This is a genomic window from Yoonia vestfoldensis SKA53 (genome assembly GCF_000152785.1).
Classification (GTDB): Bacteria; Pseudomonadota; Alphaproteobacteria; order Rhodobacterales; family Rhodobacteraceae; genus Yoonia; species Yoonia vestfoldensis_A.
On sequence record NZ_CH672414.1, the window covers coordinates 1 to 26,597 of the forward strand.

At 58.3% G+C, this 26,597-nt stretch carries 26 protein-coding genes, 1 tRNA gene, 1 rRNA gene and 1 pseudogene; 4 read left to right on the plus strand and 25 right to left on the minus strand.

The features are described 5' to 3' along the window. Positions 1-158 precede the first annotated feature (158 nt). The 4 genes from rrf to SKA53_RS00025 all read left to right on the plus strand — a co-directional run bounded on the left by rrf (position 159) and on the right by SKA53_RS00025 (position 1,345). Positions 159-273: ribosomal RNA gene (rrf, locus tag SKA53_RS00015) — 5S ribosomal RNA — on the plus strand. An 82-nt stretch (positions 274-355) separates the two neighbouring features. Further along, positions 356-432: transfer RNA gene (locus SKA53_RS00020), tRNA-Met, on the plus strand. Positions 433-485: 53 nt separating this feature from the next. Continuing rightward, positions 486-719: a hypothetical protein gene (locus SKA53_RS15360; protein WP_131494558.1), complete on the plus strand. Its 234-nt coding sequence runs from the start codon at positions 486-488 to the stop codon at positions 717-719. A gap of 176 nt (positions 720-895) precedes the next feature. Further along, positions 896-1,345, plus strand: a complete 450-nt coding sequence (locus tag SKA53_RS00025) for a DUF411 domain-containing protein (protein WP_007203963.1) — start codon at positions 896-898, stop codon at positions 1,343-1,345. A gap of 45 nt (positions 1,346-1,390) precedes the next feature. Here the strand turns inward: SKA53_RS00025 and SKA53_RS00030 are convergent, their stop codons facing one another. The 25 genes and pseudogenes from SKA53_RS00030 to SKA53_RS00145 form a co-directional block, all read right to left on the minus strand. After that, positions 1,391-1,588 (minus strand): heavy-metal-associated domain-containing protein, encoded by a 198-nt coding sequence (locus SKA53_RS00030; RefSeq protein ID WP_007203964.1) that lies wholly within the window; start codon positions 1,586-1,588, stop codon positions 1,391-1,393. A gap of 21 nt (positions 1,589-1,609) precedes the next feature. Then, positions 1,610-3,943 (minus strand): heavy metal translocating P-type ATPase, encoded by a 2,334-nt coding sequence (locus tag SKA53_RS00035; RefSeq protein ID WP_007203965.1) that lies wholly within the window; start codon positions 3,941-3,943, stop codon positions 1,610-1,612. Between the two features lie 104 nt (positions 3,944-4,047). Continuing rightward, positions 4,048-4,562: pseudogene (locus SKA53_RS15675) on the minus strand (IS3 family transposase); the annotation flags it as partial. A gap of 35 nt (positions 4,563-4,597) precedes the next feature. Further along, entirely contained in the window at positions 4,598-5,332 is a 735-nt protein-coding gene (locus SKA53_RS00040; protein WP_007203966.1) for a hypothetical protein, read from the minus strand. After that, complete coding sequence (locus SKA53_RS00045; RefSeq protein ID WP_007203967.1) at positions 5,329-5,949, minus strand: aspartate/glutamate racemase family protein; 621 nt, start codon at positions 5,947-5,949, stop codon at positions 5,329-5,331. The genes SKA53_RS00040 and SKA53_RS00045 overlap by 4 nt, the downstream gene beginning before the upstream one ends. A 29-nt stretch (positions 5,950-5,978) precedes the next feature. Then, the gene (locus tag SKA53_RS00050) at positions 5,979-6,443 is read right to left on the minus strand and encodes a RidA family protein (RefSeq protein WP_007203968.1); all 465 of its coding nucleotides are present in this window, start codon (positions 6,441-6,443) and stop codon (positions 5,979-5,981) included. Next, the gene (locus SKA53_RS00055) at positions 6,440-7,618 is read right to left on the minus strand and encodes an amidase (protein ID WP_007203969.1); all 1,179 of its coding nucleotides are present in this window, start codon (positions 7,616-7,618) and stop codon (positions 6,440-6,442) included. The genes SKA53_RS00050 and SKA53_RS00055 overlap by 4 nt, the downstream gene beginning before the upstream one ends. 3 nt (positions 7,619-7,621) lie before the next feature. Beyond that, a complete protein-coding gene (locus SKA53_RS00060) occupies positions 7,622-8,602 on the minus strand; it encodes an ABC transporter ATP-binding protein (RefSeq protein WP_007203970.1) in 981 nt (326 codons plus the stop codon). Continuing rightward, complete coding sequence (locus SKA53_RS00065) at positions 8,599-9,651, minus strand: ABC transporter ATP-binding protein (protein ID WP_007203971.1); 1,053 nt, start codon at positions 9,649-9,651, stop codon at positions 8,599-8,601. Before SKA53_RS00065 ends, SKA53_RS00060 begins: the two co-directional genes overlap by 4 nt. Then, the gene (locus tag SKA53_RS00070; protein ID WP_007203972.1) at positions 9,638-10,525 is read right to left on the minus strand and encodes an ABC transporter permease; all 888 of its coding nucleotides are present in this window, start codon (positions 10,523-10,525) and stop codon (positions 9,638-9,640) included. The genes SKA53_RS00065 and SKA53_RS00070 overlap by 14 nt, the downstream gene beginning before the upstream one ends. Positions 10,526-10,529: 4 nt before the next feature. Continuing rightward, positions 10,530-11,528 carry an ABC transporter permease gene (locus SKA53_RS00075; RefSeq protein ID WP_007203973.1) on the minus strand — a complete coding sequence of 333 codons (999 nt, stop codon included), beginning with the start codon at positions 11,526-11,528 and terminating at the stop codon, positions 10,530-10,532. An 18-nt stretch (positions 11,529-11,546) separates the two neighbouring features. Next, positions 11,547-13,145 (minus strand): ABC transporter substrate-binding protein, encoded by a 1,599-nt coding sequence (locus SKA53_RS00080; protein ID WP_007203974.1) that lies wholly within the window; start codon positions 13,143-13,145, stop codon positions 11,547-11,549. Between the two features lie 278 nt (positions 13,146-13,423). Beyond that, a complete protein-coding gene (locus tag SKA53_RS00085; protein ID WP_007203975.1) occupies positions 13,424-14,356 on the minus strand; it encodes an N-carbamoyl-D-amino-acid hydrolase in 933 nt (310 codons plus the stop codon). A gap of 92 nt (positions 14,357-14,448) precedes the next feature. Then, positions 14,449-15,804: an amidase gene (locus SKA53_RS00090; RefSeq protein WP_007203976.1), complete on the minus strand. Its 1,356-nt coding sequence runs from the start codon at positions 15,802-15,804 to the stop codon at positions 14,449-14,451. After that, positions 15,801-17,102, minus strand: coding sequence for a TRAP transporter large permease (locus SKA53_RS00095; protein ID WP_007203977.1), 1,302 nt, complete (start codon positions 17,100-17,102; stop codon positions 15,801-15,803). Before SKA53_RS00095 ends, SKA53_RS00090 begins: the two co-directional genes overlap by 4 nt. Next, positions 17,099-17,668, minus strand: a complete 570-nt coding sequence (locus tag SKA53_RS00100) for a TRAP transporter small permease subunit (RefSeq protein ID WP_007203978.1) — start codon at positions 17,666-17,668, stop codon at positions 17,099-17,101. The genes SKA53_RS00095 and SKA53_RS00100 overlap by 4 nt, the downstream gene beginning before the upstream one ends. Positions 17,669-17,726: 58 nt before the next feature. Next, a complete protein-coding gene (locus SKA53_RS00105) occupies positions 17,727-18,758 on the minus strand; it encodes a TRAP transporter substrate-binding protein (RefSeq protein WP_007203979.1) in 1,032 nt (343 codons plus the stop codon). Then, a complete protein-coding gene (locus tag SKA53_RS00110) occupies positions 18,755-19,537 on the minus strand; it encodes a maleate cis-trans isomerase family protein (protein WP_007203980.1) in 783 nt (260 codons plus the stop codon). The genes SKA53_RS00105 and SKA53_RS00110 overlap by 4 nt, the downstream gene beginning before the upstream one ends. Then, positions 19,534-20,934, minus strand: a complete 1,401-nt coding sequence (hydA, locus tag SKA53_RS00115; protein ID WP_007203981.1) for a dihydropyrimidinase — start codon at positions 20,932-20,934, stop codon at positions 19,534-19,536. Before hydA ends, SKA53_RS00110 begins: the two co-directional genes overlap by 4 nt. Further along, positions 20,931-21,773, minus strand: a complete 843-nt coding sequence (locus tag SKA53_RS00120; protein WP_242601222.1) for an aspartate/glutamate racemase family protein — start codon at positions 21,771-21,773, stop codon at positions 20,931-20,933. The genes hydA and SKA53_RS00120 overlap by 4 nt, the downstream gene beginning before the upstream one ends. Continuing rightward, complete coding sequence (locus SKA53_RS00125) at positions 21,763-22,644, minus strand: polysaccharide deacetylase family protein (RefSeq protein WP_007203983.1); 882 nt, start codon at positions 22,642-22,644, stop codon at positions 21,763-21,765. Before SKA53_RS00125 ends, SKA53_RS00120 begins: the two co-directional genes overlap by 11 nt. Continuing rightward, on the minus strand, positions 22,641-23,441 hold the full coding sequence (locus SKA53_RS00130) for an ABC transporter permease (RefSeq protein ID WP_007203984.1): 801 nt from the start codon (positions 23,439-23,441) through the stop codon (positions 22,641-22,643). Before SKA53_RS00130 ends, SKA53_RS00125 begins: the two co-directional genes overlap by 4 nt. Next, the gene (locus tag SKA53_RS00135) at positions 23,438-24,268 is read right to left on the minus strand and encodes an ABC transporter permease (protein ID WP_007203985.1); all 831 of its coding nucleotides are present in this window, start codon (positions 24,266-24,268) and stop codon (positions 23,438-23,440) included. The genes SKA53_RS00130 and SKA53_RS00135 overlap by 4 nt, the downstream gene beginning before the upstream one ends. Continuing rightward, positions 24,265-25,359 (minus strand): ABC transporter ATP-binding protein, encoded by a 1,095-nt coding sequence (locus tag SKA53_RS00140; RefSeq protein ID WP_007203986.1) that lies wholly within the window; start codon positions 25,357-25,359, stop codon positions 24,265-24,267. Before SKA53_RS00140 ends, SKA53_RS00135 begins: the two co-directional genes overlap by 4 nt. 4 nt (positions 25,360-25,363) lie before the next feature. Further along, a complete protein-coding gene (locus SKA53_RS00145) occupies positions 25,364-26,416 on the minus strand; it encodes an extracellular solute-binding protein (RefSeq protein ID WP_040482705.1) in 1,053 nt (350 codons plus the stop codon). Positions 26,417-26,597: the final 181 nt, after the last annotated feature.

Here is a 26,597-nt window from a genome sequence, read left to right on the forward strand (position 1 = left end):
TTCAGTTGACTGGTACTAATTGCCCGATAGGCTTGATTTGATCCAGTAATAGTAAGACTGGCGAAAATCAGGATACATACACAAAACTACAGTCGTACATGACTTGGAACATAACGGTGTGCCCCTCAAAAGGCACATCGCTGGCGTTGTTTTTTTGGTTTGGTGGTCATAGCGCGAGCAAAACACCCGATCCCATCCCGAACTCGGCAGTTAAGTGCCGCAGCGCTGATGGTACTGCGTCTTAAGACGTGGGAGAGTAAGTCACTGCCAAACCTAATAAACAACGCCTCCTTGGAACACTCCAAGGGTATCTCTCTTACGATGCACCTACCAAAATAGGTGCGCCAAACATTGGCGCGGGATGGAGCAGCCCGGTAGCTCGTCAGGCTCATAACCTGAAGGTCGTAGGTTCAAATCCTACTCCCGCAACCAAATCACACATAATATCATTACCTTAACACCCACCCTCGGGTGGGTCTTGGCGTTTGAATACCACACTGGACCGGTTGTGGACGCAAGCAAGGCGGCTGGCGGGCGACGGGCACCCTATGCAAAGAACGCTCAGCTTTGAAATCACCACTGAACACGTCGTCTTCAACACGCTGGCCTCTGCCGATCTCGTCATATGGATCTCGATTTGCCTGAAGGCGCTGGTCTACGCGACCACCGATGGCAGCGGGAAACGCTTTGACCCCGCTTACGCAACGCAGCCTGCCTAGGCGCGAGGCGCAGTCGCTGAAATCGCTTGCGGTAGGCGACACTGATCCGCACCATATTAATCACGACAGATGCCTTGAACACGCCCCAGCCGCGTCAAATGTCCAAGCAAATCGCAGGTGGCAAGTGCATTTTTGACACCGAAACACGCAACCCCAACAGACTTAGGAATAGGCACATGAAACGTAGAGATTTTTTGATCACCGCCTCCAGCGCTGCCGTTTTGGCTTTGCCGGTGCGTGCGGCTGTAGCCAAGATGCAGGTTCTCAAGTCGCCAACCTGTGGATGTTGTTCGGCCTGGGTGGCGCATATCGAGGATGCGGGACTGGTCGTTGAAACCCAGGACGTGTCGCAAGAGGTCTTGTGGGCGGCCAAAGACAAGGCGGGGATCACCCCTGAGCTGAGTTCATGTCATACAGGGTTCATTGACGGCTATGTCATCGAAGGCCACGTTCCAGCAGCGGATATCCAGCGGCTTCTGACAGAGAGACCCGATGCGATTGGCCTGACCGTGCCCGGAATGCCAATTGGATCGCCGGGTATGGAAATGGACAATCGGCGCGACGCTTTTGATACGCTGCTTGTGCTGCGCGATGGCAGCATTGTCGTGTTTTCAAGCCATACCTAGATCTAATCAGCGCAGGCCGCTTCTGATCTTGAACAGGCCAAAACCTCAGATTGGGGTGGCTGGATAGCCTGCTTCGGCAAGGGCGGCTTGCACTATTGCAGTGTCCACGACGCTCCCCAGCGCGATCCGCCGTGTTTCCATGTCGAAATTGATTTGGGCTTCGGGATCGAGGCCTTTGATAGCTTTTTCGACGATCGTCTTACAGTGGCCGCAGCTCATGTCGGGAATATGGAATGTATTCATGCGTTTCTCCTTTTGACGCAGTTAAAGGTCAACACGTCGCAGACGCAATGCATTCGAGATAACCGAGACGGACGAGAGGCTCATCGCCGCCGCCGCGATCATGGGCGAGAGCAGCAGGCCGGTCACAGGGTAGAGCAGTCCAGCAGCGATCGGGATTCCAAGGCTGTTGTAGGCGAAGGCGAAGAACAGATTTTGTTTGATGTTGCGCAACGTCGCGCGGGCAAGTTTGCGCGCCCGCACGATCCCCATCAGGTCGCCGCCGAGCAGGGTGATGCCTGCGCTTTCCATCGCCACGTCAGCACCGGTGCCCATGGCAATGCCAACATCCGCAGCGGCCAGCGCGGGGGCGTCGTTCACCCCATCACCTGCCATCGCAATCTTGTGGCCATCCTTGCGCAACTGGTCGATCAGCTTTTTCTTGTCTTCCGGTAGAACACCTGCGCGGACCTCATCAATGCCCAGCCTTTCGGCCACAGCCTTTGCTGTGCGTTCGTTGTCGCCCGTCGCCATGATGACGCGCAGCCCCTGGGCGTGGAGTGCCTTGATCGCCTGAGCCGTGCTGTCCTTGATCGGGTCGGCTACTGCCACGATGCCTGCCAGCGCCCCATCGACCGCGACGAACATCGCCGTCTTGCCCTCGGCGCGCAAAGCATCGGCCTTTTCTTCGGCAGCACCCGTGTCCAGGCCGATCTCTTGCATCATCGCCGTGTTGCCAAGGGTGACAGCGTGCCCGTCGATCTGTCCGCGCACACCCTTGCCGGTGACGGCCTCGAACTCGGTGGCCTCTTGCCTTGCGGCGCCTGCCGCTTCGGCCCCTTCAACGATGGCTTCGGCCAGAGGATGTTCGGACCCACGTTCAAGTGCTGCGGCCAGCGACAACAACTCCGCCTTAGTTACATCGCCCAGCGTCACCTTGTCAGTCAGCGTGGGCTTGCCCATCGTCAGCGTGCCGGTCTTGTCGACGATCAGCGTGTCAACAGACGCCATGCGTTCCAGCGCCTCGGCGTCCTTGATCAACACCCCCGCCTGCGCGCCGCGTCCCGCCGCCGTGGTGATCGAGATCGGCGTGGCCAGCCCGAGCGCGCAAGGACATGCGATGATCACCACCGAGACGGCTGAAGCGATGGCAAAGACAAGCGCGGGGTCCGGCCCGAAGATCATCCAGACGACAAAGGCGAAGATCGCAGTGCCTACCACGGTTGGCACGAAAACCGCTGACACGCGGTCAGCCAGTCCTTGGATTGGCGCACGCGACCGCCTCGCGTTCGACACCATCGTCACGATCTGCGCCAACACAGTGTCTGCACCGACCTTGCCCGCTTCGATTACCAACGCGCCGTTCTTGTTGATCGTAGCACCGGTCACAGCATCGCCGGGACCTTTTTCGACAGGCATCGCCTCGCCGGTCAGCATGCTTTCATCCAGGCTGGAACGCCCCTCGATCACCGTTGCGTCCACGGGGACGGCATCGCCGGGGCGCACGCGCAGCCGGTCGCCCTCCATGATATTTTCCAGCGGTGCATCGTATTCCGTGCCGTCCGGCAGAATCCGCCGCGCGGTCTTGGGCGCGAGGTCAAGAAGCGCGCGGATCGCGTCTCCGGTACGTTCGCGGGCGCGAAGTTCCAGCACCTGGCCAACAAAGACCAGCGCCACGATCACCACCGACGCCTCAAAGTATGTGCCGACGCCCGCGCCCATGCGATACTGGTCTGGGAACAGTCCCGGCAGGAACGTTGCGAAGATCGAATAGAGATAGGCCGCCGACACCCCAAGGCTGATCAGCGTCCACATATTGGGCGATCGGTTCACGACTGAATCCCAGCCCCGCTTGAAAAACGGCCATGCCGCCCAAAGCACGATGGGTGTGGCCAGAACAAATTCCAGATAGCTTGCGGTCTGATGCCCGATCCAATCGCGCACCGGCAGGCCGACCAGCCCGCCCATGGTCAGCACGATCAGCGGCACCGCCGCCGCTGCAGAAATCCACATCCGGCGGGTGAAGTCGGTCAGCTCCTCACTAGGTTCATCCGACGGAAGCATCGGCTCCAGCGCCATGCCGCAGAGCGGGCAGGCTCCGGGCGCGTCACGGATGATCTCGGGGTGCATGGGGCATGTGTACTGGGCATGCGCGGGCGCTGTCTTCTTCACCCCTGCCGCGCGGCCGGACGCGTAGTGCCACGGGTCGGCCTTGAACTTTGTCTGGCATTTCTCGGAGCAGAAATGGAAGGTCTCGCCCTCAAACTCCGCGTGCCGCCCGTCGGGCTTGACCGCGACAGTCATCCCGCAGACCGGATCCTTGGCCGTCTCTGCTCCCGCCTGCATTTCGGGTGCCGCGTGAGGGTGATCGTGGTCCATGAGGTGCCAGCCTTTCAGTTGTTTCTCAGCCCAAGGCGTCCAGTCATTGGAACCTCAATGGTCCTGTCACGTATTCGTGCCGCTCCAAGTGCTCGTTTAAGCCACTTTCGTTCGAAGGCGACACGGCTTTTCCAACCCAGTGCTGCGTGCGGACGGCGTGGATTGTACAAGCCGTTGATGTATTCGAAGAGCGCCATGAAAAACGGCTGCAGTGAAGCTCATATATTCGCCAAGTGACGATGAGAGCTGTTTTCGGTACCCAGAGCCGACCGCACAGCCGACGATACGACGGCAATGCAAGCCCGGGATCACAGCCAAGTAAAGCCAGTCCTCACGGGTCCAAACAGAGCTGATATCACCCGCCTAGTTCTGGTTTGGCGCTTCTGCCATGACGTCATGATCCAGCAGGTTCGACGCGATATTGAACTTATGATCACTGTCCACTCTGGGCAGATTACTTTGCAATCGCCTGCGGGGCAATGGTCGTCACCTTGTGTGTGCGGGTTCTGGCCACGGATATGCCGTTCTGGCACATCAATCGGCCAACGCAGCGGTGGGCTGTAACCAGTCCAATGTCCTTCAGCTATGCGGTAATGTGTGGGCGAGTATAGCTGCCTATGACCCGTCAACCTAAGCAGGCTTTCGCCCGAGTGATCAATTCAACCTGACAGAAATGGCTCCAAGGCCGTCGATCTGCCCATGCACTTCGCAGGGAACATCAATATACGTCAGCGGATGAAGTGATCCTGTAATCACGATTTGGCCAACCTGCAGCCCGCCACAATGTGTCCCGATCTTTGCCAAAAGCATCTTCAGGGTGGAAAATGCGGACCCACCCGGTACATCAGCAGGACCATCCAACATAATATTATCCCCAGCCTGCATCCGGGCTTTGATATTACCAATGTCACGTCCGTCCCAGTCGCCCATCGTCGCCCCGATGATCAGCCCGTGATTGATCTGAAAGTCTGCGAGCTTGGCAATCGGGTCTTCTGCGAGGGGGGCGCGCAACCGGCTGTTCACCAGTTCGATCACTGGCACCGGCCGAACGCTACGGCAGAGTTTGGCTTCAAAATCGTCGGCTGATTGGTCAGGCAATGGCGCAACGATCTTCCAGCCCACTTCCAATTCAACCCCCATGACATCGCCTATCGCCACGGTCGCACCAGATGCGAAAACGAAACCGGGTACGATCGGCGACATGATCGGCTCTTGCCCAGGCTTGAGTGCCGCCTTGAAACCGGCGATAGGCCCCAGTGCAGCGGACACCCGCGCTTGAATGTAATATGCCTCGGCATTTGTTTTGGGGGCAGGGCCATCAGGCGCACAGCGGTTGCCCGACTGATGGGCCTCGATCAGCGCATCTGCGAAAGCATCAAGATGTTTCATTGCCATTCCTCCATGATGCGCAGCATCCGGCGCGCTGCCTCTGGAATTGGTGCGATAAGATCGCAAGGTGCAAGTGGGCGTAAGCGTTCGGCAGATTGCCCTAAAGGTCCGCCGCCTATGATGACCGCCTGTGCACCCGCCGAGTGTGCCCTGTGCGTCGCGGCTAATAAAGCTGCATCGAGTGCGTCCTCATCTGCGGACAGTATCACGGGGTCGCCATCTGTTAGAAAAGTCCCCAGATAGGCGCCGCTTGGGGCGGCGGTGCGCATGAGCATGTCAATTCCGGACACCAGCCCTGGCGTATGGGTGACCACGGCATAACGTCGGCCGCCAGAGGCCGCGGCAATCGCCGCAGACTCGCCTATTCCGATGACAGGAATATCCAGTCGCGCCGCCAAAGCCGCGCGTCCGGGATCACCAAACGCGCACACAATGATCCCGCCCACAGCATCTGGAATCTCTGCCGCAGCCACATGTGCAGCCGCTGCATCAAGAAGCGTCATCGAGGTCAGCAACCCTGGTCCGTCTGGCGCAGTCCAGCCCTGTACGTCTGGCAGGATCGTGCTCGCGATTGCAGCCATCTCGCGGGTCGTCGCGCGATTGCTATTGGGGTTCATCAAAAGGACTGGTTGCCTTGGCTGTCGCGTCAATTGAGTTCAACCACGGCTTCCACTTCGACCAATGCATTGGCTGGCAAAGACGCTACGTTGACAGCAGTGCGCGCGTGCCGTCCGGCATCGCCCCAAAGGTCGATGAAAAGCTGCGATGCGCCGTTCACGATTTGTGGTCCATCCGGATAGCCGGGGTCTGCGGCAACAAAACCACCAACCCGCACGATCTGGCTGACTTTCGTCAGGGACCCGGCGACAGCACGTATCGAGAATAGAAGGTTCAGCGCGCACATTTGTGCGGCTTGTTGCCCAATGGCGGTGTCGAACCCGGTGCCAATGGGGCCAAAGTATTTTGGCACGCCTTCCCATTCACAGATTTGACCGGACAGGAACAATAGATTGCCGGTGATCTTGCCGGGCAGAAACAAAGCCCGCGATGGGGCCGATGGTGGCAGCGCAAGGCCCAGTTTGCCTAGCTGCGCTTCGATGGGGCAACTCATGTCGTGGTTCCTTTTGCCAGCGCATTAGCCAGCGCAATCAGCGATAAATCCGACCCGCGTGGCCCGATCAGAGAAAGCCCGAAAGGCGCGCCGTCGATACTGCCTGCGGGGAAAGTCACCTGAGGTAGCCCGACAAGCCCTGCCACGCACAAAAGACGCATAGCGTCGTGGCGGTAGGTGTCGAACACCTCGATAGGCGCGTCCAAGCGAAACGGAGCCTCTGGTACGACGGGAGCGAGCAGCACGCCGGTGTCACCCAGAAGTGCCACAATTTTTGCGGCATAGTTGGCCCGCGCCTTTCGCGCATCGGCGATCTGCGCCTCTGCAAGCTGTTCTGCTGCGGCCACCCGCCCATGAATGCCGCGCACCAAGGGCATCCCTGACGCTTTGATCCATGGCACGATTGCGGCTTTGGCATCGCCGCTGATCGTGGTCAGGAAAATGTCATATACAGCAGCTACCCCTTGCGGAAAAACTTCGACGTCTTGGGCTTGCAAGGCTCCAAAGACGCTGACGTATATCGCCTGTTGCTCCGCGGCCAGTTGCGCGATCATATCTGTCGGGCGCAGCAGCACAGGGTTTGGCGGTAAAGCGGCTGTATCCGGGCCGAGCAGCGCATCGGCAGCGCGGGCAAGTGTCGCGCCATCGCGCGCGAAAAGGCCAACAGCGTCATAGCTTGGCGCGAGCGGCTGAACACCGTCCAGACAGACCCGTCCATGCGTTGGACGCAGTCCCCAAATCCCGCAAAAGCTGGCTGGCGCGCGCACTGATCCGCCGGTATCTGATCCGATGGCAATATCGGCAAGTCCGCCTGCGACCGCAACTGCCGACCCCGATGATGACCCGCCGGGAATGCGGTCGGGGGCAGCAGGGTTCACAGGTGTGCCGAAATGCGCATTCATCCCGTACATCGACCAAGCAAGTTCATCAGTATGGGTCTTTCCGACAAACTGAGCGCCCGCATCTAACAGCCGCTGGGCCGCAGAGGCGGTTTTGCGTGCGACAGGGCTTTGCGCAAGCCGTGTTGGACAGCCCGAACCGGTGCGATAGCCTGCGACGTCAAAGATATCTTTCACGGCCAGCGTGAGGCCCGCAAGAGGGCCATCGGCGGCATGGGCCACGCGAATTGCCTCATACGGCATGAAACAGTTGAAGGGGTCTTTGTCGATCAGCACAATCTACTCCGCCAAGATGGGCGCATTGGGGTGGATACAGGCCACGCGGCGGCGGTCGTTTGGCGAATGAACCGGGGGCAGTGCCGCAAGACACTGCGGTTCAGCAAGCGGGCAGCGCGGCGCAAAAGAACAGGCATCTGGACGCGTGTCCAAGGGCGGCGGCGCGCCGGGGATCGCGTTCAAGCGTGCGCCGCGCGCTGCATCATGCAGGTTCGCCGCCAAGAGGCCGCGGGTATAGGGATGGCGCGGGTCTTTGATGATCTCGCGGGTGGTGCCTTCTTCAACGATTTGTCCCGCGTACATGACCGCGATGCGTTCGGACACTTCGACGGCCACGCCGATGTCATGCGTCACAAAGATCACGCCCATGCCAAATTCTTTTTGCAGGTCGCGCAGTAACAACAGGATCTGGATCTGCACCGTCGCATCAAGCGCAGTCGTTGGCTCATCCGCCAAAAGCAGCCTTGGACGGCAGGCCAGCGCCAGCGCGATCATGACCCGCTGTAACATCCCCCCCGACAGTTCATGCGGATAGTTGTGCAACCGTCGCTCGGGCGATGGAATCCGCACCCGTCGCAGCATGTCCAAGGCTGTTGAAAGCGCCTCGTCTTTGCGCACGCCTTTGTGGCGCATCACGGATTCAGCGATCTGGTCGCCCACGGTATAGACCGGGTCCAGCGCAAGGCCGGGTTCTTGAAAGACCATGGAGACTTCTTCGCCGCGGTAGGCTTGAAGTTTCTTGCCCGACAGCGTGAGGACATCAACACCGTTCACGACGATATTGCCGTCGATATGGCTGCGCTTGGGGGGCAGCAGCCGCAGCAGGGTTTTCAATGTCACGGACTTGCCTGATCCGCTTTCGCCCAGCAGGGCCATGGTTTCGCCCTGCTTGAGCGTCAGTGTCAGGTCATTGATCGCATGCACGGTGCGGGCACCGCTGAAGCGGACGTTCAAATTGCGGATATCGACAAGGTTCTCGGTCATTCGAACACGTCCTTTCCCGCCTTGCTGTGACCAGAGCTGATGTCGTGCAGGTGACAAGCCGCCAAGTGATCGGACCCGGCCGTCAAGGGGTGCAATAGGGGTACTTTGGCTTTGCACACGTCTTCGGAAAATCGGCACCGCGTATGGAACCGACAGCCAGAGGGCGGGTTGATCGGGTTGGGCGGATCACCGGCCAGTGGCGGTTCTTTCGTGCGGTTGTCGGGGTCCATCGACGGCATCGCAGAAAACAGCGACCGGGTATAAGGGTGCGCTTGCGAGGTCCAGATATCATCGACCGGGGCAATCTCGACCACTTCACCCAGATACATCACAAGGATACGGTCCGAAATGTAGCGGACCACGTTCAGGTCGTGGCTGATAAAAATATAGGTCAAACCAAATTCGCGGCGCAAGTCAGCCAACAGGTTGAGCACTTGTGCTTCGACCGATTTATCAAGTGCCGACACAGCCTCATCCAGCACCACCAATCGGGGCGACATGGCCAGCGCGCGGGCGATGTTGATCCGCTGACGCTGTCCGCCGGATACCTCGTGCGGATAGCGTTGGGCAAAGCGATCGGGCGCCAGGCCTACACGCTCCATCAGTTTTCGTGCGCGCCCGACCGGGTCGGACAGTCCCTGAATGCGCGCGCCAAAGGCTATCGAGGCTTCAATCGTCAGGCGCGGGTTCAGCGAAGCATAGCTGTCTTGAAACACCATTTGCACGCCGCGCCGCAATTCGCGCAGGGACAAGGTGCCACCAAGGTCTTGGCCATCATAGATGATCTCACCTTTGTCTTTATCAAGCAGGCCAATCAGCAAGCGCGCGGTCGTGGATTTTCCACAGCCAGACTCGCCCACGATGCCAAGGGTTTCACCCTTTTTGACTTCAAACGATACGCCGTCCACAGCCTGCACCACGGCCTTTTTGCCGCCAAAAATGCCACCGCGAACAGGGAAGTATTTCTGCAAATTGCGCACGATCAAAAGGGGTTGGGCCGGCCCGCCCTTATCTGGTTGGGTATCTGCCAAGGTTTCAGTCTTTGACATTCATTGCACTCCTGACGCCGTCGCTAAGCAGGTTCAGGCAAAGCGAGGTGATAAAGATCATCAAACCGGGCAAGGCAGACAGCCACGGGTTGATATAGATGGCGGACCGCAATGTGTTCAGCATCAGCCCCCATTCAGGTTCGGGCGGGCGCACGCCGATCCCCAGAAAGCTAAGGCCTGCGGCAAGGATCATGCAGACGCTGGTCAGCGAGGTGGCATAGACAAAGATGGGTGACAGCACGTTGCCGATCACATGCACCCGGATCACGGTCAGTGCATTCGCGCCCGATGCGCGGGCTGCGTCGATATAGTCCAGCGAACGTACGCCAGACGTCACCGCTTCTGCGACCCGTGTGATGGGCGGGATAAAAACAATGGTGAGCGAAACAAGGCTGTTCAAGATCCCCGCGCCTAGCGCCCCCGAAATCGCGATTGCCAGCAGCACGGACGGAAAGGCAAAAAACACGTCTACAGTGCGCATGATCACAGTATTGACCCAGCCACCCAAGTAGCCAGCGACAATCCCCAATGCGCCACCGATAAAGAACGCCAGCACAACAGGCATCAGACCGATAAACAGTGTCAGTCTGCCGCCATAAATCAGCCGCGCCAGCATGTCGCGGCCTTGTTCGTCGGTCCCAAGGATATGCCCTTCGGTCCCGATCGGGGCCAGCCGCTTGATCATTGATCCGGTGTAAGGATCAGCAAGACCCAGATAGGGTGCGAAGACAGCCGAGAGGATCAAAAGCAGAATGACGCCAAGGCAAATCATCGTAACCGGATCGCGGATCAAGCGCGATCCGACGCCGGACCAATAGCCTTTGCCAGCCTCCGAGATAGGGTCTTCCAGACCATGCGTCTCTATCAAAGCCATCTGCTCAGCTCCTCTTGATACGCGGGTCAATGGCGGCTTGGGCCACATCGACGATCAGGTTCATCGCAACAAAGAAAAGCGCAAGGACAAGGATCGTGCCCTGCAAGAGCGGTAAATCGCGCTGGAAGATCGCATTGGACAACAAAAAGCCGGAACCGGGCCAGTTGAACACGGTCTCAATCAGGATCGACCCACCCAGCAGATAGCCCAGCTGCAAACCCATGACCGACAGCGCTGTGGCGGCGGCGTTGCGTGCGACGTGGCGCAATACATCGCCGCGGCTCATCCCTTTGGCGTATAGGGCGGTCACAAAGTCCTGGGTCAAAAGATCGCCCGCCAATGCGCGCACCGTTCGGGCGACGATACCGATTGGAACGACCGCCAAAGTGACTGCAGGCAGGACCAGATGGCGCATATGCAGCCAATCCCACGCCCAATCCTGCGACCCGCCGGGGCCTGCGCCCATCGAGGGCAGCCAGCCAAGGTTTACCGAAAAGATGATGACCAGCACGATGCCCAGCCAATAATTGGGGACCGATACGCCTGCGATTGAAATCGCCGTGACGGCGCGATCCAGCAGGGTATCGCGGAAATAACCCGCGAGAAATCCAAGAAAAATACCGATTGGAAACGCAATCACAGCGGCGCTGAAGGCCAAAAGCAATGAATTCTGCACTGCTCCAAAAACTTCGTCCGCGACGGGCCGACCGGTGGCAATGCTCTTGCCCATGTCACCCTGAAACAGGTTTCCGATCCAGATGGCATATTGCACCGGCAGCGGCTTATCGAGGCCATAGATAGCCCGCATCGCGGCTTGTTCATCCGCAGTGGCGTCAACCGGCATGATCGCCGTCAGTGGATCACCCGGCGCGATCTGGACCAGCATGAAACAAATGACTGACACTCCAAAGGCCACAGGCAGCATCAAGATCACGCGGCGAAGAAAATAGGTGAACACGGTGGCGGTCCTCAGATAAATTAAGTCCCGCGCCATGACATGCATGGCGCGGGGTTCTTGGCATCATTCCATCGTGATTGACGAAAAGTTCTGGTACCAGTTCTGCGCCTGCACAAAGCCCTTTACGTTTGGTGCCAGCGCCCGTGGGGCCACGTCATGCGTCACCATCAGAAACAGCGCGTCATTCACGTATTTTTCGTGTGTTGCACGCATTACCGCGTCCTGCTCTTCAGCATCAAAGGTGTTCTTGATCTGGTCGAACAGCCCCTGCATTTCTGGATCACAGTAATGGCCCCAGTTGGTGCCGTTCGGGGCAATCAGATCACATGACAGGTGACGGATGAGGCCGGTGAAGGGATCCTGGATGAAGTAGGTAAAGTTGATCGACATGGCACCCTCGACCGACGGGTCTTCGGCACCTGCGCGCCACAGGTTGATCATCTGGTTCCACTCCACGACGACGAATTCGACGTCGATGCCGACTTGGGCAAGGTTTTGCTGGAGGTATTCGTTCATCGGCAGCGGCAGCATCTGGCCAGAGCCCGAGGGCGAAATCAGCGCCTTGACCTTGAGCGGGTTTTCCAGACTGTAACCGGCCTCTGCCAGCAAGGCTTTTGCCGCTTCGGGGTCATAGCGAACGTCAAAGGTTGGGGTGCCGAACCACTGGGAGGATGGCGGCAGGAAACCCTTTGCAGGGATCATCAGCCCACCCAGAAGCGCGCTCATGCCTTCACGGTCCACGGCCAGGTTCGCGGCCTGGCGCACACGGATATCGTTCCAGGGTGATCCTTCGGTGCGCGACAGATGCCATGTCCAGTTGTGTGGATATGCGTTTGAGGAGATCACAAACCCATTGCCGGTCATCGCCGGAATGGTGTCAGGTGCGGGGGCCTCGATCCAATCAACTTGGCCAGAGAGCAATGCGGCTGCACGCGCGTTTGGTTCTGGCAGTGGGATCAGCACCATTTTGTCGAGCTTGGGAATACGGGTTTCATCCCAATAGGCGGTGTTCGGCACCAGTTCAGCCCGTTCGCGTGGCACGAAGGTTTCCAATTTCCACGGGCCCGTGCCAGAGGGGCTCGCTGCAAAGGCTTCCCAGTCCTTGCCGACAGCTTCAAACTGGGCGGGCGAGGATATCAAGATCCATGCAAGTTGATATGGCAAAGTCGCGTCAGGTGTCTTGGTGATGATCTCCAAGGTGTAGTCGTCGATGGCAGTATAGCTTGCGACCGCAGGAATACGCGACTTGCCTTGGGCTGCCTGACGGGAATCGTATTGCTCGGAGGTCTCATCAAGCAGCTTGTCAAAGTTCCAGACGACGTCGGCTGCGGTAAAGGGGCTGCCATCGTGGTATGTGACGCCCTCGCGCAGGGTGAAGGTCCATTTGGTTTTGTCCGCGTCATCGACGGACCATGCGGTCGCCAGCCCCGGGATCAGGGCCGACGGCTTGTCTGCACTGGTCAAATCCCATTCGATCAGTGAATCATAAACCGTATAGCCCATGAACCGCATGCCTTCGCCACCTTGGTCAGTCTGCCCTGTGGTCAGCGGAATATCTGCGGCCGTCATGCCGACACGCAAAGTGCCTTGCGCCCATGCACCTTGGGCACACAGGGACGCAGCAACCAGTAGCGTCGCGACCCCTTTCTTGAAATGTTTCATCTCACAACTCCATGTCAATTCAGGGCAGTTATCCTTCGCCCCCTGATCGGTACGTTGCGCGAAACCTCAATGGCATTCCATTCTATGGGCAAAGATCGAAAACCGAACGGTGCGAATGCCTTTATACCGACCAATAAAGGAGCGGCTTATTCAGCTATGATGCGTTTTTAGGCGTATACCGCATGGTCATTAATCTGGTTCAGCGCGTGGCAGGACGCATCTTGTGACGTTTCGACCATGCGCAAGGAATCAATTCGCTGAAGGGGCAGGCCTGTTGGCTAGCCTTTTGCGGGTGCGTCTTTTGCCGCAATCCGTGTGTAGGCTTCGGGTCTGCGGTGTTTTGCAAAATCGAAGATATTTGCGCGGATCTCGGCGCAGCGGTCGAGGTCGCAGTCGGCCACGATGATCTCGTCTCCCAAAGTCTGGGCTTGCACGACAATCTCGCCGGTTGGCGCGACGATGGCAGAGCCACCGATAAGGTCGCACCCTTCCTCGATCCCTGCCTTGGCCACACCAATGACCCACATCCCATTGGCGTAGGCCCCGGCCTGAAGGCTTAGGTGATTGTGGAAATCCTGAAGGTGGTCGTGCTTGGGAGCGGGTGGGTAGTGGCGCGGCGTGTTGTAGCCAATCAAGACCATCTCGGCTCCGGCAAGGGCCAATTCGCGATAGGTTTCGGGCCAGCGCCTGTCATTGCAGATGGCCTGACCAATCTTGCCGCCCAAAGTATCAACCGCATGAAAACCAAAGGGACTGGGGTCAAAATAGCGCTTTTCAAGATGCTGAAACGGGCGCCAAGGCTCGTGTTCGGGATGTCCGGGCAGATGAACCTTGCGGTAGCGGTCAACGATCTGCCCTGCACCATCGACAAGAATGGCGGTATTATAGCGGTGCAGCTTGCCATCGTGCTGACACATCTCTGCATAGCCAAATGAAAATGCGATCCCAAGGGCGCGCGCCCGCGCAAACAAAGTTTCAGTGGCGGCGTTTGGCATTTCGGTTTCGAAGAATGCATCGACGTCGGCTTGATCTGGCATGAACCATCGCGGGAAAAAGCTGGTCAGGGCAAGTTCGGGAAACACCACAAGGTTTGCACCTTGCCGTGCGGCTTGATCAAGCAACGCAACCATCCGTTCGGCGGCTGAGGCGCGTGTTTCATCGCGAGAGATCGGACCCATCTGGGCCGCGGCGGTGCGGACCACCCGGCTCATGCGCTAACCCCGTGGATTGGCCTTGAAGTGTGGCGGTTCATTTGTGCCACCCCGGTCGTTTCGTTCCTGTTCTGGAGCAATGGATGGCGCTTTCAATCATTTGGGTCTTTGGCAATGGCAGGCCAAGCGAACGCGGCGGCACAGGCGCCGGCAACCGCAACGATAGAGCTTTCGGACCCCATGGGACCGATCAGTTGCATGCCAATTGGCAGACCTGCGGTTGGGGCAGGGAAGGCAACCGCGGGCAGGCCTGCTGCGTTGATCCATCCGGTATAGATTGCGTGCCCTCTGGGTCCGACGCTTTGTCCATCAATGGTGTCGGGAAATGGTTCTGCCGCAGGCCAAGGGTTTGCGGCTGCGGTCGGCATCAGGATCGCATCATATTGCTGAAAAAGTTCCGCAGTCTCGTGGCGCAGTTTGAAAACGAGATCGAGGATACGATATAGATCAGCCCCCGATTTCTTGGCACCGGTTTTGGCGATCGCAATATATTTGGGATTGGCACTGACGCGGACTTCCGGGTGATCCTCAAGGTAGGCGGCAAGTCCGATTGCCCCGATGTCGGTCCAAACTGCGTTCAGTTGGCCAATGTCCAGCGGCATCGAACCTTTGACAACCGCGTGGCCCAGTGCAGACATCCGGTCACATGTCGCGGTGAATGCGGCGCGAATTGTGGGGTCGCAAGGCGCGTCACCCAGTGTTGCGATGGCGAGAATGCTAAGCGGGCGCTCAGACGGGGCCTTGTTGGGGCCGCCCGAAAGCACGGTGTCGAGCAGCGTAAGATCGCGCGCACTGCGCGCAATTGGTCCGACGACTTCGAAATCCAGCAAGACCTGAGCAAGGCCACCGGCGCGTGGCACATGTCCAATCCCGGGTTTCAGCCCGAAAAGGCCGGTATATCCGGCAGGTCTGCGGATTGAACCGCCACCATCGGTTCCGATCCCTGCAAACGCAAGCCCTGCCGCAACTGCCGCCACGACGCCACCGGACGATCCGCCTGGCGTTAACGCGGGGTCGAAAGGGTTGCGCGTCACGCCAAAGGTCAGGTTATCGGTGTAGCCTTCGATGGCGAACTCTGGCGTGTTACCTTTGCCCAAAAAGATCGCCCCAGCCGCTCGGAGCCGGGCAATCGGTGCCTCGTCATGGGTGGCAATCTGGCGGGCCAAATGTGCATTGCCCCAAGCAGCCGGCATACCTGCGGTGACAAGGTTGTCCTTGATGATCAAAGGCACGCCGTCCAGCGGGCCATTCGGCGCGCCTGCCCGCCATCGCGCCGTCGCGGCGACCGCTTCTGACAGGCCCAAGTCGTTCATCGCGGTATAGGCGTTCAAAGTGGAGTTCAACATCGCTATCCGCGCCAGCATCGCTTCAACGGCCTGCACAGGTGTCACCTGACCAGTCGCATATGCGGCAAGCAATGCAGTTACATCTGTTTGCCAGATACTCATCGGGCAAGGCTGCTGGGCAGCCACATGACAATGCTTGGCAAAAAGATCAGCATGGTTGCGAAAAGCAACATGATTGCGGCATAGGGCAATGCGCCGACGATGACATCCATAAAGGGGCCTTTGTCGCTGCGCACACCTTGGACCACATAAAGGTTCATGCCGACGGGTGGGGTGATCATGCCAAGCTCGCTCATCAACACCACGAAGATACCAAACCAGATCGGGTCAATCCCTGCCGCGATAATGATGGGCACGACAACGGGAATTGTCAGAACCTGCATCGAAAGCACATCCATGAACATGCCCAGGATCAGGTAAAACAACATGAGCGCGAAGAGCAAAGCCGTCGATGTCAGCCCCAAACCACCGACCCAGGAGCTCATCGCGTTGGTAATGCCACCAAGCGCCAGAGTGACATTCAGCGTGAAAGCGGCGGCGATGATCAGCAGGATCATACCCGTCGTCTTGGCAGTCTGGCGAAAGCAGACGTCAAGGAAAGACAGGCTCAACCGTCCTTCGCGCCACACGAAAACAAGTGCTGCAATCACGGCAAGGGCGGCGCTTTCGGTGGGCGTGGCGATCCCCATGTAGATCGACCCCATGATGATCGCGAAGACGACCGCTGGTGGTATCAGGTGACGCAGCGCGTGGATCCGCTCTGCGCGGCTGACCTGCAGCGGTTTGGACACATCATCGGGTTTCCAATAATGCTGGAGCGCAATCAGGATCATGAAGGAAAGCGTCAGCAAGATGCCCGGGATGATCCCTGCGATGAACAACTGGCCGACAGAAACATTCGCCAGCGATCCATAGACCAGCAGGTTGACCGAGGGCGGGATCAGAATGCCCAAGGTGCCGCCTGCGGCCAGTGACCCCAGCGCGCGCGAGGACGAATAGTTCCGCTCGTTCAGCGAGGGTAAGGCTACGGTTCCGACCGTCGCCGCCGTAGCAACCGACGATCCCGAGGTGGCGGCGAACAGCGCACAACACCCGATGTTGGTATGCAGCAGCCCGCCGGGAAGACCACCAAGCCACATGGCCAAGGTCCCGTACATGCGGTCAGCGATCCCTGATCGCAACAGCAATTCGCCCAGAAGAATGAACAACGGGATCGCGGTCAGAACATTTTCGTTCTGCACCCCCCATAACACCGGCCCCATGCTCTCTAGCAGGACGGGACCATAAAGCAGCACGCCACCCACGACGCCCATCGCGACCATGACAATCGCGACGGGAAATCCGATCAGCAACAGCCCCATCATCACTGAAAAACCGATGGCAATATCTGCAATCGTCATTGGAGTTTGCCTTTGCGTTTCGCCAGTTCCTGAAGCTCGTCGACGAGTTCGTCGGCGGCCCCTTTGGGATTGAATTCGGCGGCCAATGTCCTGTGGTCACCTGCGAAGAACAGCCAGGTTGCGCGCGCCGACAGAGCAATTGCCGAGATCGAAAAAATCGCGAGCGCCCCGTACCAAGCCGTTTGCGGCCAGATCAGCGGGGTGGCCCAAGGGGTTGCTGCCGTGGACCCGTAGGCCAACGTATCCTTCAGGACGAACCACCCCACATACAGCAGGAAACAGCCCAGCACTGCCATCGACAATGCAGCAAGCCAGTCGATCAGCGATTGTACGAAAATCGGGAATTTTCGGTGCAGCACATCGATACGGATATGCGCCCGCTCTGCCAATGTCACGACAAAGGCCAGCGACGATCCGAACGCCAGAATATAGCCGCCAAGCTCGTCCGCGCCCTGCAAGGAGGTATTGAAAACCTTACGCATCACTGTTTCGAGCGCAACAAAGCACGACAAGAACAACAGCGACCAACCGAACAATCGGCTTATCCATGTGGCGATGAATTCCATTTCCGTCCCTCACGTTGATGCAGGGTTGGGGGCGAAATGAACCGCCCCCGACAAGCGCCTAGTAACCTTTCGCGACACCGACCGTTTCCAACCAAGAAGAGGAGCAGGCAGGGTTGGTTGCGTCACAGATTTCCTTCCAGGCCGGGAAGGACACGTCAGTGACGGCTGTGCTGATCAGGGCCTTGTCCGCGTCGCTCACTTCGACCAGCGTCAGGTCATATAGCGTGCCTGTTTCGCAAGGTTGCTGGCCCACGTTGCATTGCACCGCATCCACGAACAGCTCTTCTGAATAGGTCCAGATGTCTTCGATCAGCGTGTCAAAGGCGGCCTGCATCTTTTCCTGATCTTCGGCAGACAGGGCATTCCAAGTGTCCAAATTCATGCCATAGCCATTCATGGCCATCTGGAATGCGATGGGCATCATGTAGGATGTGACCTCGGGCCAGCCAGCAGAGTTGGCAGACGATGGCCCGGTGATCGCGCAATCAACCACGCCCCGCGCCAGCGATTGCTGCACATCACCAAAGGACAGCGGAACCGGTGTGCCACCGACCAGCGAGATGAAATTGGCAAGGTTCTGATCGTAGACCCGCACTTTCAGCCCGCTGAGGTCTGCAAGCGATGAAATCTCTGGTTCGCAGAACAGGACCTGCGGGCCAAAGGGCCAAACGCCAAGCAATTTCGTATTGAACTGTTCTTGAAGCCGCGCATCAACGACCGACTGGAATGCCGCAACGGTTTCTCTGCCGCTTGCGTAATCAGGGTTCAGGCCGACCAAATCCAGACCCAGAATTGTCGGCTCGTCGCGGGAAACCTGGCTTAGTCGCAGCGAAATGATGTCAAACAGCCCACTTTTTAGAACGCGAAGTTGCTCTGTATCCTTGATGCCTGTGATGTCGGCAGGCTGGAATTCAGCCGTGATATCCAGACCAGTGCTTGCGGCGAAGTCAGCAAAGAACGGGCCTTCGACGTTGTTTTGGATAAGGCCGGTCGCCGCCGGTTGGCCCATAACGCGCATGGTGGTTTCGGCGCTTGCTGGAACAGCCAGCGACAAAAGGGCAATGGTGCTGATAATATGAGTTGTTTTCATTGTTTCTCTCTTTGTTGGGAAGGATAGTGAAGGTCGGAAAAGAGCTGGAAGACGGATCCCCAATTGTTCACCCTGGCGGGATCAAGCCCCATTTCGCGCATGCAATGCGCGGCTGTTACGGATACGGAATCGAGGATCGGGATGCCGGTTTCGGCTTCAAGTGCAGCCGCTTGAGGGGCGCCTCGGAAATTGGTGCAAAGGATCGAAATGGCCTGTGGTTTGCTTTTGGCCACCTCGCGGATCATCCCCGCGATCTGATCGGCTGAATACGTCCCAAAGGCATGGTTCACTTTTTCTTCCAACCGCGCATCGGCGCTGACGGCGATCCCTTGCGACGCATATTGTGCGACAATCAGGTCCTGAACTTCGGTCAGATAAGGGGTGACCAAACCCAGCGATTTCAGCCCCATGCCGCGAAATAGATGGTCATAGGCCAGACTGGTCGATGTCGCCTTGATCCCGGTTTCTGCTTCGATCATGGCGCAAAGGGCGCGGTCTTTCTCCAGCCCCAGCCAACTGGCCGATGTGCCGTTCCACGCAATCAGATCGACCTTGGCTTCGGCCAGTGATCTGGCGGCTTCAAGGATCGGCGCGTCGGTGAATTGCCCTTGGCTGGCGTCCGACATCGAGATTTCAACAACCCGGAACCGCCCGAAATGCGCCGAGGCGGCGTCACCGAAAGGGGCGAACATGGCAGATGTATAGGGTTCAAGAACTGTGTTGGAGGAGGGTGTGAGCATCCCCACACGCTTTCCCGTCTGGCGTTCAAACACAGTCATATCAAGAACTCCGGCGCGGAGCGGGACAGATAGTCGCCCGTCGCGGCCCCCACGATTTCGCCGTCCTTGGCCACTGTCTGTCCGCGCAGCAGCGTGCGCACCGGCCAACCGGTCACCTCAAACCCTTCCCAAGGCGTGTAATCGGATCCGTGATGCAAGTCCGTCTGCCTGATCGGCTTGGTCAGGTTTGGATCCCACAGGGCGATGTCGGCATCGGCCCCAACACAGATGGCACCTTTGCGTGCGGCCAGCCCATACAGGCGGGCATGGTTTGTCGCTGTGATGGCTGCAAAGCGGGGCAGCGTGATCCGGCCCTTCATCACGCCTTCGGAAAACAGGATCGGCAGGCGCGTTTCGACACCGGGGATGCCGTTGGGAATATTGCGGAATGTGGCACGCGCACCTTGTGCGTCCTTGCCAGCGCTGTCGGCAAAGCGAAACGGACAATGATCGGATGAAAAGAGATCAAAGTCGCCTTGTTCCAGCCCGGCCCAGATCGCGGCTTGTTCCGCGCTGTCGCGTGGCGGCGGAGAGCAGACATATTTCGCGCCTTCAAAGCCCGCGCGATCCAGATCATCTGCGGTCAAAGTGATGTACTGAGGACAAGTTTCGGCAAAAACCTTGAGCCCACGTCGCCGCGCCCGCGTGATTTCTTCCAATGCGGCACCGTTGGAGACATGCACAATCGTCAAGGGAACCCCCGCGATCTCTGCCAGTGAAATCGCCCGATGTGTTGCTTCGCGTTCCACGGGGATGGGGCGTGTGCGCGCGTGGTGCACTGGTCCGGTGTTGCCTGACGCCTCGGCCTTGTCGCGCAGAAATTCGATGGCGTCCTCGTTCTCGGCGTGGACCATGACCATTGCGTTATGCGCTTTGGCCACATCCATCACGTCAAGGATTTCCCGATCAGACAGGGCCAGCCCGGCATAGGTCATGAAAACCTTGAAGCTGGTGTAGCCTGCCGCGAACAGGGCAGGTAGGTCCTGACCAAGGGTCTGGGCATCCGTATCCTTGATGATCAGGTGAAACGACACATCAACATGGCACTGTCCGTCGGCCTTGGCGTGGTAATCGTTGACCGCCTGCCGCAGTGTTACGCCGTCTTCAGGCAGACAAAATGGCATGACCGTTGTGTTGCCGCCGCAAGCCGCAGAGCGCGTCGCACTGGCGAAATCATCCGCCATCTCGATGCCGGGACCAGAGGGTTGCGCAATATGCACATGGCTGTCGATCCCGCCAGGCAGGGCGATGAGGCCTGTGGCATCAATCACTTCGTCAGCAGGGCCAAGATCCTGTCCAAGCGCATTGATACGCCCTTCTCGAATGCCGATGTCACATTCCACAACCTCTGCACCCGTAACGACGCGGGCGCCGCGTATGATAAGATCGTAAGTCACGAAGCGGCCCCCCCATGGTGAATGGCCATAGCGAGCGGTGCCGCGAGCCCAATGGATGTCTTTGCCGCAGGTTTGTTCACGCGCAGCGGCGTGGCTGCATGTGCCGTCATTCGCACAAGGGTCATCGCTTGCAGAACGGCGGCTGCGATAGGATCAATAACGATTGCTGGTACTTGTGATGCGATTTTGGGTGCGAGCCCTGCCAACGGGGCACCACCTAAGATGATGACGTCTGCATGATGACGTGTGGCGGCCGTTGTCGCCATGGTGATGATGTCGGCGCCCAGATCTGTCTGAACGTCCGTCAGCCGGGCAGGTGTGATGTCGGGGGTAAGGACCCCTTTGAACCGATTTCCCAAGCCTGTCGCTTGCACGCATTCATCATACCACCGGGTCATGAGCGGCGAAAACGTCACAACTGCAAAGCTTTCACCAAGCAGTGCCGCAGTCATGACAGCGGCTTCTGCCATTCCGACAATGGGCAGGTCGAAAAGGTCTCTTGCCCCTTTCAGACTGGGGTCACCGAACGCCGCAATGACGACGGCATCAACCGTGCTGGCGTGTTCCGCGATCATCTCAAGGACAATCCCACCTGCGATCTGCGCCTCTGCGCGGCTTGCGATATAAGGAAATCCACGGGTTGCAGTAACGGGGATGATTTCTGCCAAGTCACCCACGGTGGCGCGGGCAATCGCAGCCATATTGTCCGTCATGGCTTGGGTCGTGTTGGGGTTCAGAAGAAGGATTCTCATACGGTGCCCCCGGTATCTGACAGCTCTGGGCTGGTGCGGCATTTGACGCTTCCGAAATGGCGTGCTGTGTGCAAAATCATTGCGCATGCACCTTCCAATGGGCGGCAATCTCGCGTCTGGGCGCGATCCAAACGTCTGGTTTGCCGGTGATATGCGCGAGGACATCTTCGAGCCCTTTGATCCGGCCCGGTCTGCCAATCAGCCGCAAATGCAGGCCGATCGACATGATCCGCACCGCTCCGGCGCCCTCGGCGTAAAGCCGGTCGAATGCGCCGATCACATAGTTGGAAAAGTCGCTGTGTTGAACAAAGCCACCGCCCGGTGAAAACCGCATGTCATTGGTGTCGAATGCATAAGGCAGGATGACGTGGGTCGCGTCATGCATCCGGGGGATATCGTCATCATAAACATCGCTGTCGTAGGCAAAGCCGCCGTGCTCGAGCAGTAAATCGCGCGTGTTCACTGATGGTGCCGAGCGCGTGTGCCACCCGACAGGGGCGACGCCGCAGGCCGTTTCAATGGCCGCATGGGTGCGCGCGATCATCGCCGCCTCGTCCGCACGCGCCATTTCGGCCTGCCGCTCCCAGCGCCATCCATGACAGGACACTTCGTGCCCGCGCGACACCACATCTTGCAATAACCAAGGCGATCTTTCGGCGGCGCGGCCGCAGCTGGAAAATGTGGCCTTTGCACCGTAGGTTTCAAAGGCCTTTGCGATGCGCGCATAGCCCTGACGCGTGCCATAGGTGAAATGCGTTTCCATGCAGGGGTCGGGGTATCCCACGACCTCTTCACGGATTTCATAGGTGTTTTCATTGCGCTCGTCGCCATCGGCGATGGACAGTTCGGCACCTTCTTCCACGTTGACGACAAGCGATACCGCAAGCCGCGCGCCCTGTGGCCAGTTGGGCGGCGGTTCAGCGCCAAAATAACCTTTGAAATCGCGGCGTTCGGTCATGTTTCAATCATCCTGTTCAGGCCAACGGTGCGCGACGCCACGACCAGCACGATAATCGCCATCAAGATCAGCCCAGACGACATCGCCGCAAGCGATGGGTCTGGCTGTTCTTCCAGATATTGCAGCATCTTGATGGGAAGCGTCTTGTTGCGGGCATCGGTCAGAAAAATGGAGATCGGGTAGTTGTCCATCGACGCCAGAAAGGCGAACAGACCACCGGTCAGATAGGCGGGTGCAAGGTTTGGGATCAGCACCTTGAGGATCGCGCGCGGATAGCTCATGCCAAGTGTGCGCGCGGCATCAATGAGCGAGAAATCGAATGCCCCCATTGATGCCAGCAGCGTGCGCATCACGAAGGGCAGGGTGATCACGACATGCGCCAGCAGCAGCGACCAATAGGCGTCACGCAGGCCGATCTCTCGGAAGAATTGGAGCATGGCCACGCCCACGACAAGCCCGGGCATCATCAGCGGAGAGACCGTGAAAGTCGCAATCGCTTGCTTGCCGCGAAACTCGCCTCGGGCCACGGCGATGGCGGCCATGGTCCCTAAGACCATCGAAATTGCTGTCGAAATGAAGGCAAGGTTGAGGGAAAGCTGCACCGCCTCCCACAGCCCGCTGCGTCGCTCAAGCGACCTGTACCACCGCAGCGACCATTCAGGCGGTGGCAAGGTGTAGACTGACGATGACGTAAAAGAGGTGGCAACCGTGATGACGATGGGCAGCATCAGAAAAATGATGCATCCAATGCCAACCGCCCAGGCAAAGAAGATCGTGATGCGGTCCGTCTGGGTCATTGTCGCGCCCCCAAACGGCCAGCAAGCCAGCTAGAGAACAAGACCACGAAGATGGCAATCGCAAGCAGGACCGCAGAAATCGTAGACCCGAGTGGTTCATTGCGCAGGTACAAGAATGACCGGGCGATCAGCATTGATAACGTCTGCTGTCGTTCGCCGACGATCAGGGACGGGATCACATACATCGAAATTGCCAATGAGAATGTGAAGGCCGATCCTGCAACGACGCCCGGCAGGCTCAGCGGCAAGGTCACGCGGGTAAACCGAAACCAAGGTGTGGCGCCCAAGGAAGAGGCGGCTTCGGGAAGCGAGCTGTTCAGTTGGCGGAGCACTGAATAGATCGGCAGCACCATAAAAGGCAGAAAGACGTTCGCCGCGCCGACAATCAGGGCTGTTTCCGTGAACAGCATGCGGACAGGCCCATCAGTCATTCCGATAGCCTGCAATGTGGTATTTAGAAATCCGTTCGACCGGAAAAGGATCGACCAGGCAAAGGCCTTGACGATCACACCCAGCGACATCGGCAGGACAAGCGCCACCATGAAGACGGTCAGCCAAATGCCTTTCGCGCGCGCCATCGCAAAGGCTGTGGGGTAGGCTATCACCAATGCAAGAAGGGTGGTCAAAAGGGCCACGCGCAAGGTGCGCCACAGGACGGTCTGGTTGAATTCGTCCCTGAAGAAGTCGATGTAGGTGACCAGGGTCAGCCCTTCGGCGCCTTGAATGCTTTTGAACAAAAGCATCACAAGAGGTAGCGCATAGATAATGGCCAAGAACGCCAATCCCGGCACAGCCAAAAGCGCGATCCGGTTGGAACGTGCGATCATGCGGGCACCTCATGGATCAGCGTATCTGCGACTGCCCAGCCCCAAGTGACGGTTTCGCCACGTGCATAGCCAGTCCGAATGCCGGGCAATTCACACAGGAATTTATCCGCGCCTGTTGTCACCCCGTGCAGCACGGTTTTGGACCCGAGCGTCATGACATCATCCAGCTGCACTTTGATCTGGTTCATTTCTGTGCTGGGATCGGGTGTGATCAGTTCGGGTCGCACGCCCACTTGTACTGGTGTTCCAACCACCAGCTGGGAATTTGCACGCACTTTGCCCACGTGCGTTTTGACTGTGGCGATGCCATCGGCCTGTGCGATGACATGGCCCGTCAGTCGTGTTGATAGCCCCACAAAATCCATGACGAAAGGTGAGGCAGGCTGCGCATAAAGTGTCGAAGGGTCTGCGAATTGTTCTATTCGACCGCTGTTCATGACCGCGATCCGGTCAGAGACGCCCATCGCCTCTTCCTGATCATGGGTGACGAAAATTGCGGTAATACCCCGGCTGCGCAGCAGCGCCTTCAATTCGATCTGCATGGTCTCACGCAGTTTTCGGTCAAGCGCGGAAAAGGGTTCATCAAGCAGCAACAGATCTGGTGAAACGACAAGCGCACGCGCGACGGCAACGCGCTGTTGCTGGCCACCCGACAGGGCTGACACCGGGCGATCCGCAAAGGTGTCCATGCGGACAAGTGCCAAAGCCTCGGCTACGGGTGCTTTGACATCCGATTTTGACATGCCGCGTGCGCGCAGGCCAAAGGCTACGTTTTCGGCAACGGTCAGATGTGGAAACAAAGCGTAGTTTTGAAACACAACAGAGATGTTGCGCTTGTGCGCGGGAAGCGACGACACGTTGCGCCCGCCCAAAATGATATCGCCGGTATCTGCCTCCAGAAGGCCCGCGATGATGCGCAGCAATGTGGTCTTGCCGCAGCCCGAGGGGCCAAGAAGCGAGACAAGCTCGCCTTTGGCCACCCGAAAGTTCATGTTGTCCATGACCACGGTGCCTTTGAAGGATTTGGCGGCACCCACCACATCAAGATAGCGGTGCGCCGGCGGACGCTGCTCCGTGGCCTGGGCAAACATATGCTTAAATCGCCATCAGCTTGTCGAACCTGTCGATCCATGCGGCGCGATTTGCTGCGACAAAGCTCCAATCCGGCGAATAAATTGGCACGCCGTCCGGAATGATTGCACCCGCAGTTACCGTTGTATTTGCCGGGACAGACGAGGCGAAATCAGCAATGGCCGCCTGCATCACCGGGCCAAGCATTTCGTTGACATAGGCCTGCGCCAGTTCCGGGTTTGGGCCACCTTTGACCAGACAAATCCCTGATGGCATTGCAAAGATACCTTCGGCGGGGGCTGCAAGATCAACTGGCACGCCTTCGGCTTTGCGGGGTAGGGTGTAGGAAGAGAAATTACCCGACAGCATCGAAATTTCGCCCTGTTCCAGCAGGTTGAACGCTTGGCTCATTGTGGAATAGACGGTCAGCAGATTGGGCTTCAACTCTTCGAGCTTGGCGAAAGCTGCGTCGATTTCGTACTGCGCGTCGACGAAGGGCAAGCCCGATCCCAGCATCGCAGCTGACATCAAGGTCCACATGCCTTCTGTGTTTTGCAGCGACGGAATGACGACCCGCCCGGCATTTGCGGGATCCCAAAGTGCGGCCCAGGATGACACACCGTTGGTCATGTTGGTGTTATAGGCGACGCCCGCCCAAGGCTGCACATAGTTGCACCACATCCCGTCCATATGCGTGGCGTCAGGGCGCAGATCGGTCATGTTCGGAACGGCGTCTGGCGTGATCGGCACCAGCAAATCGGCCTCGACCGCCTGGATCATCACCGGATCATCCATCTGCACGACAGAAAGATAAGGTGCATCTTTGTTAGACGACATCTTCTCTAGGTTCACGGAAGATTTCGTGCCTTCGAAAATGATGTCGGCGCCGATGGAGGCTTTCATGTGAGGGGTGACGAGGGCCTCCATCCACGCGGTGTGAGATCCCGCGCAGCCGATCACCAGTTCACTTGATTGTGCGCGCAGGATCGAGGGCGCGGCAAACGTTCCGACGGCCGCCATCGCGGAATTTCGGAGAAGCTTTCGACGGGTCAGGCCCCGTTCCATAATATGTGTCATCGTTGTTCTTCCTCTGTCAGGGTGGGTCCACTCTTTCGGCAGATCAAAATGGCATTCCATTTGACACCATGGTCCTGTCCGGTGATGGATAGCGATGAAAACAGCCCGAATTCTTGCTGTTGCGCGCAGATGACCGAATGACCCGCAGCATTTGCGCCCCGATGCTTAAGGAGTAAGCAGA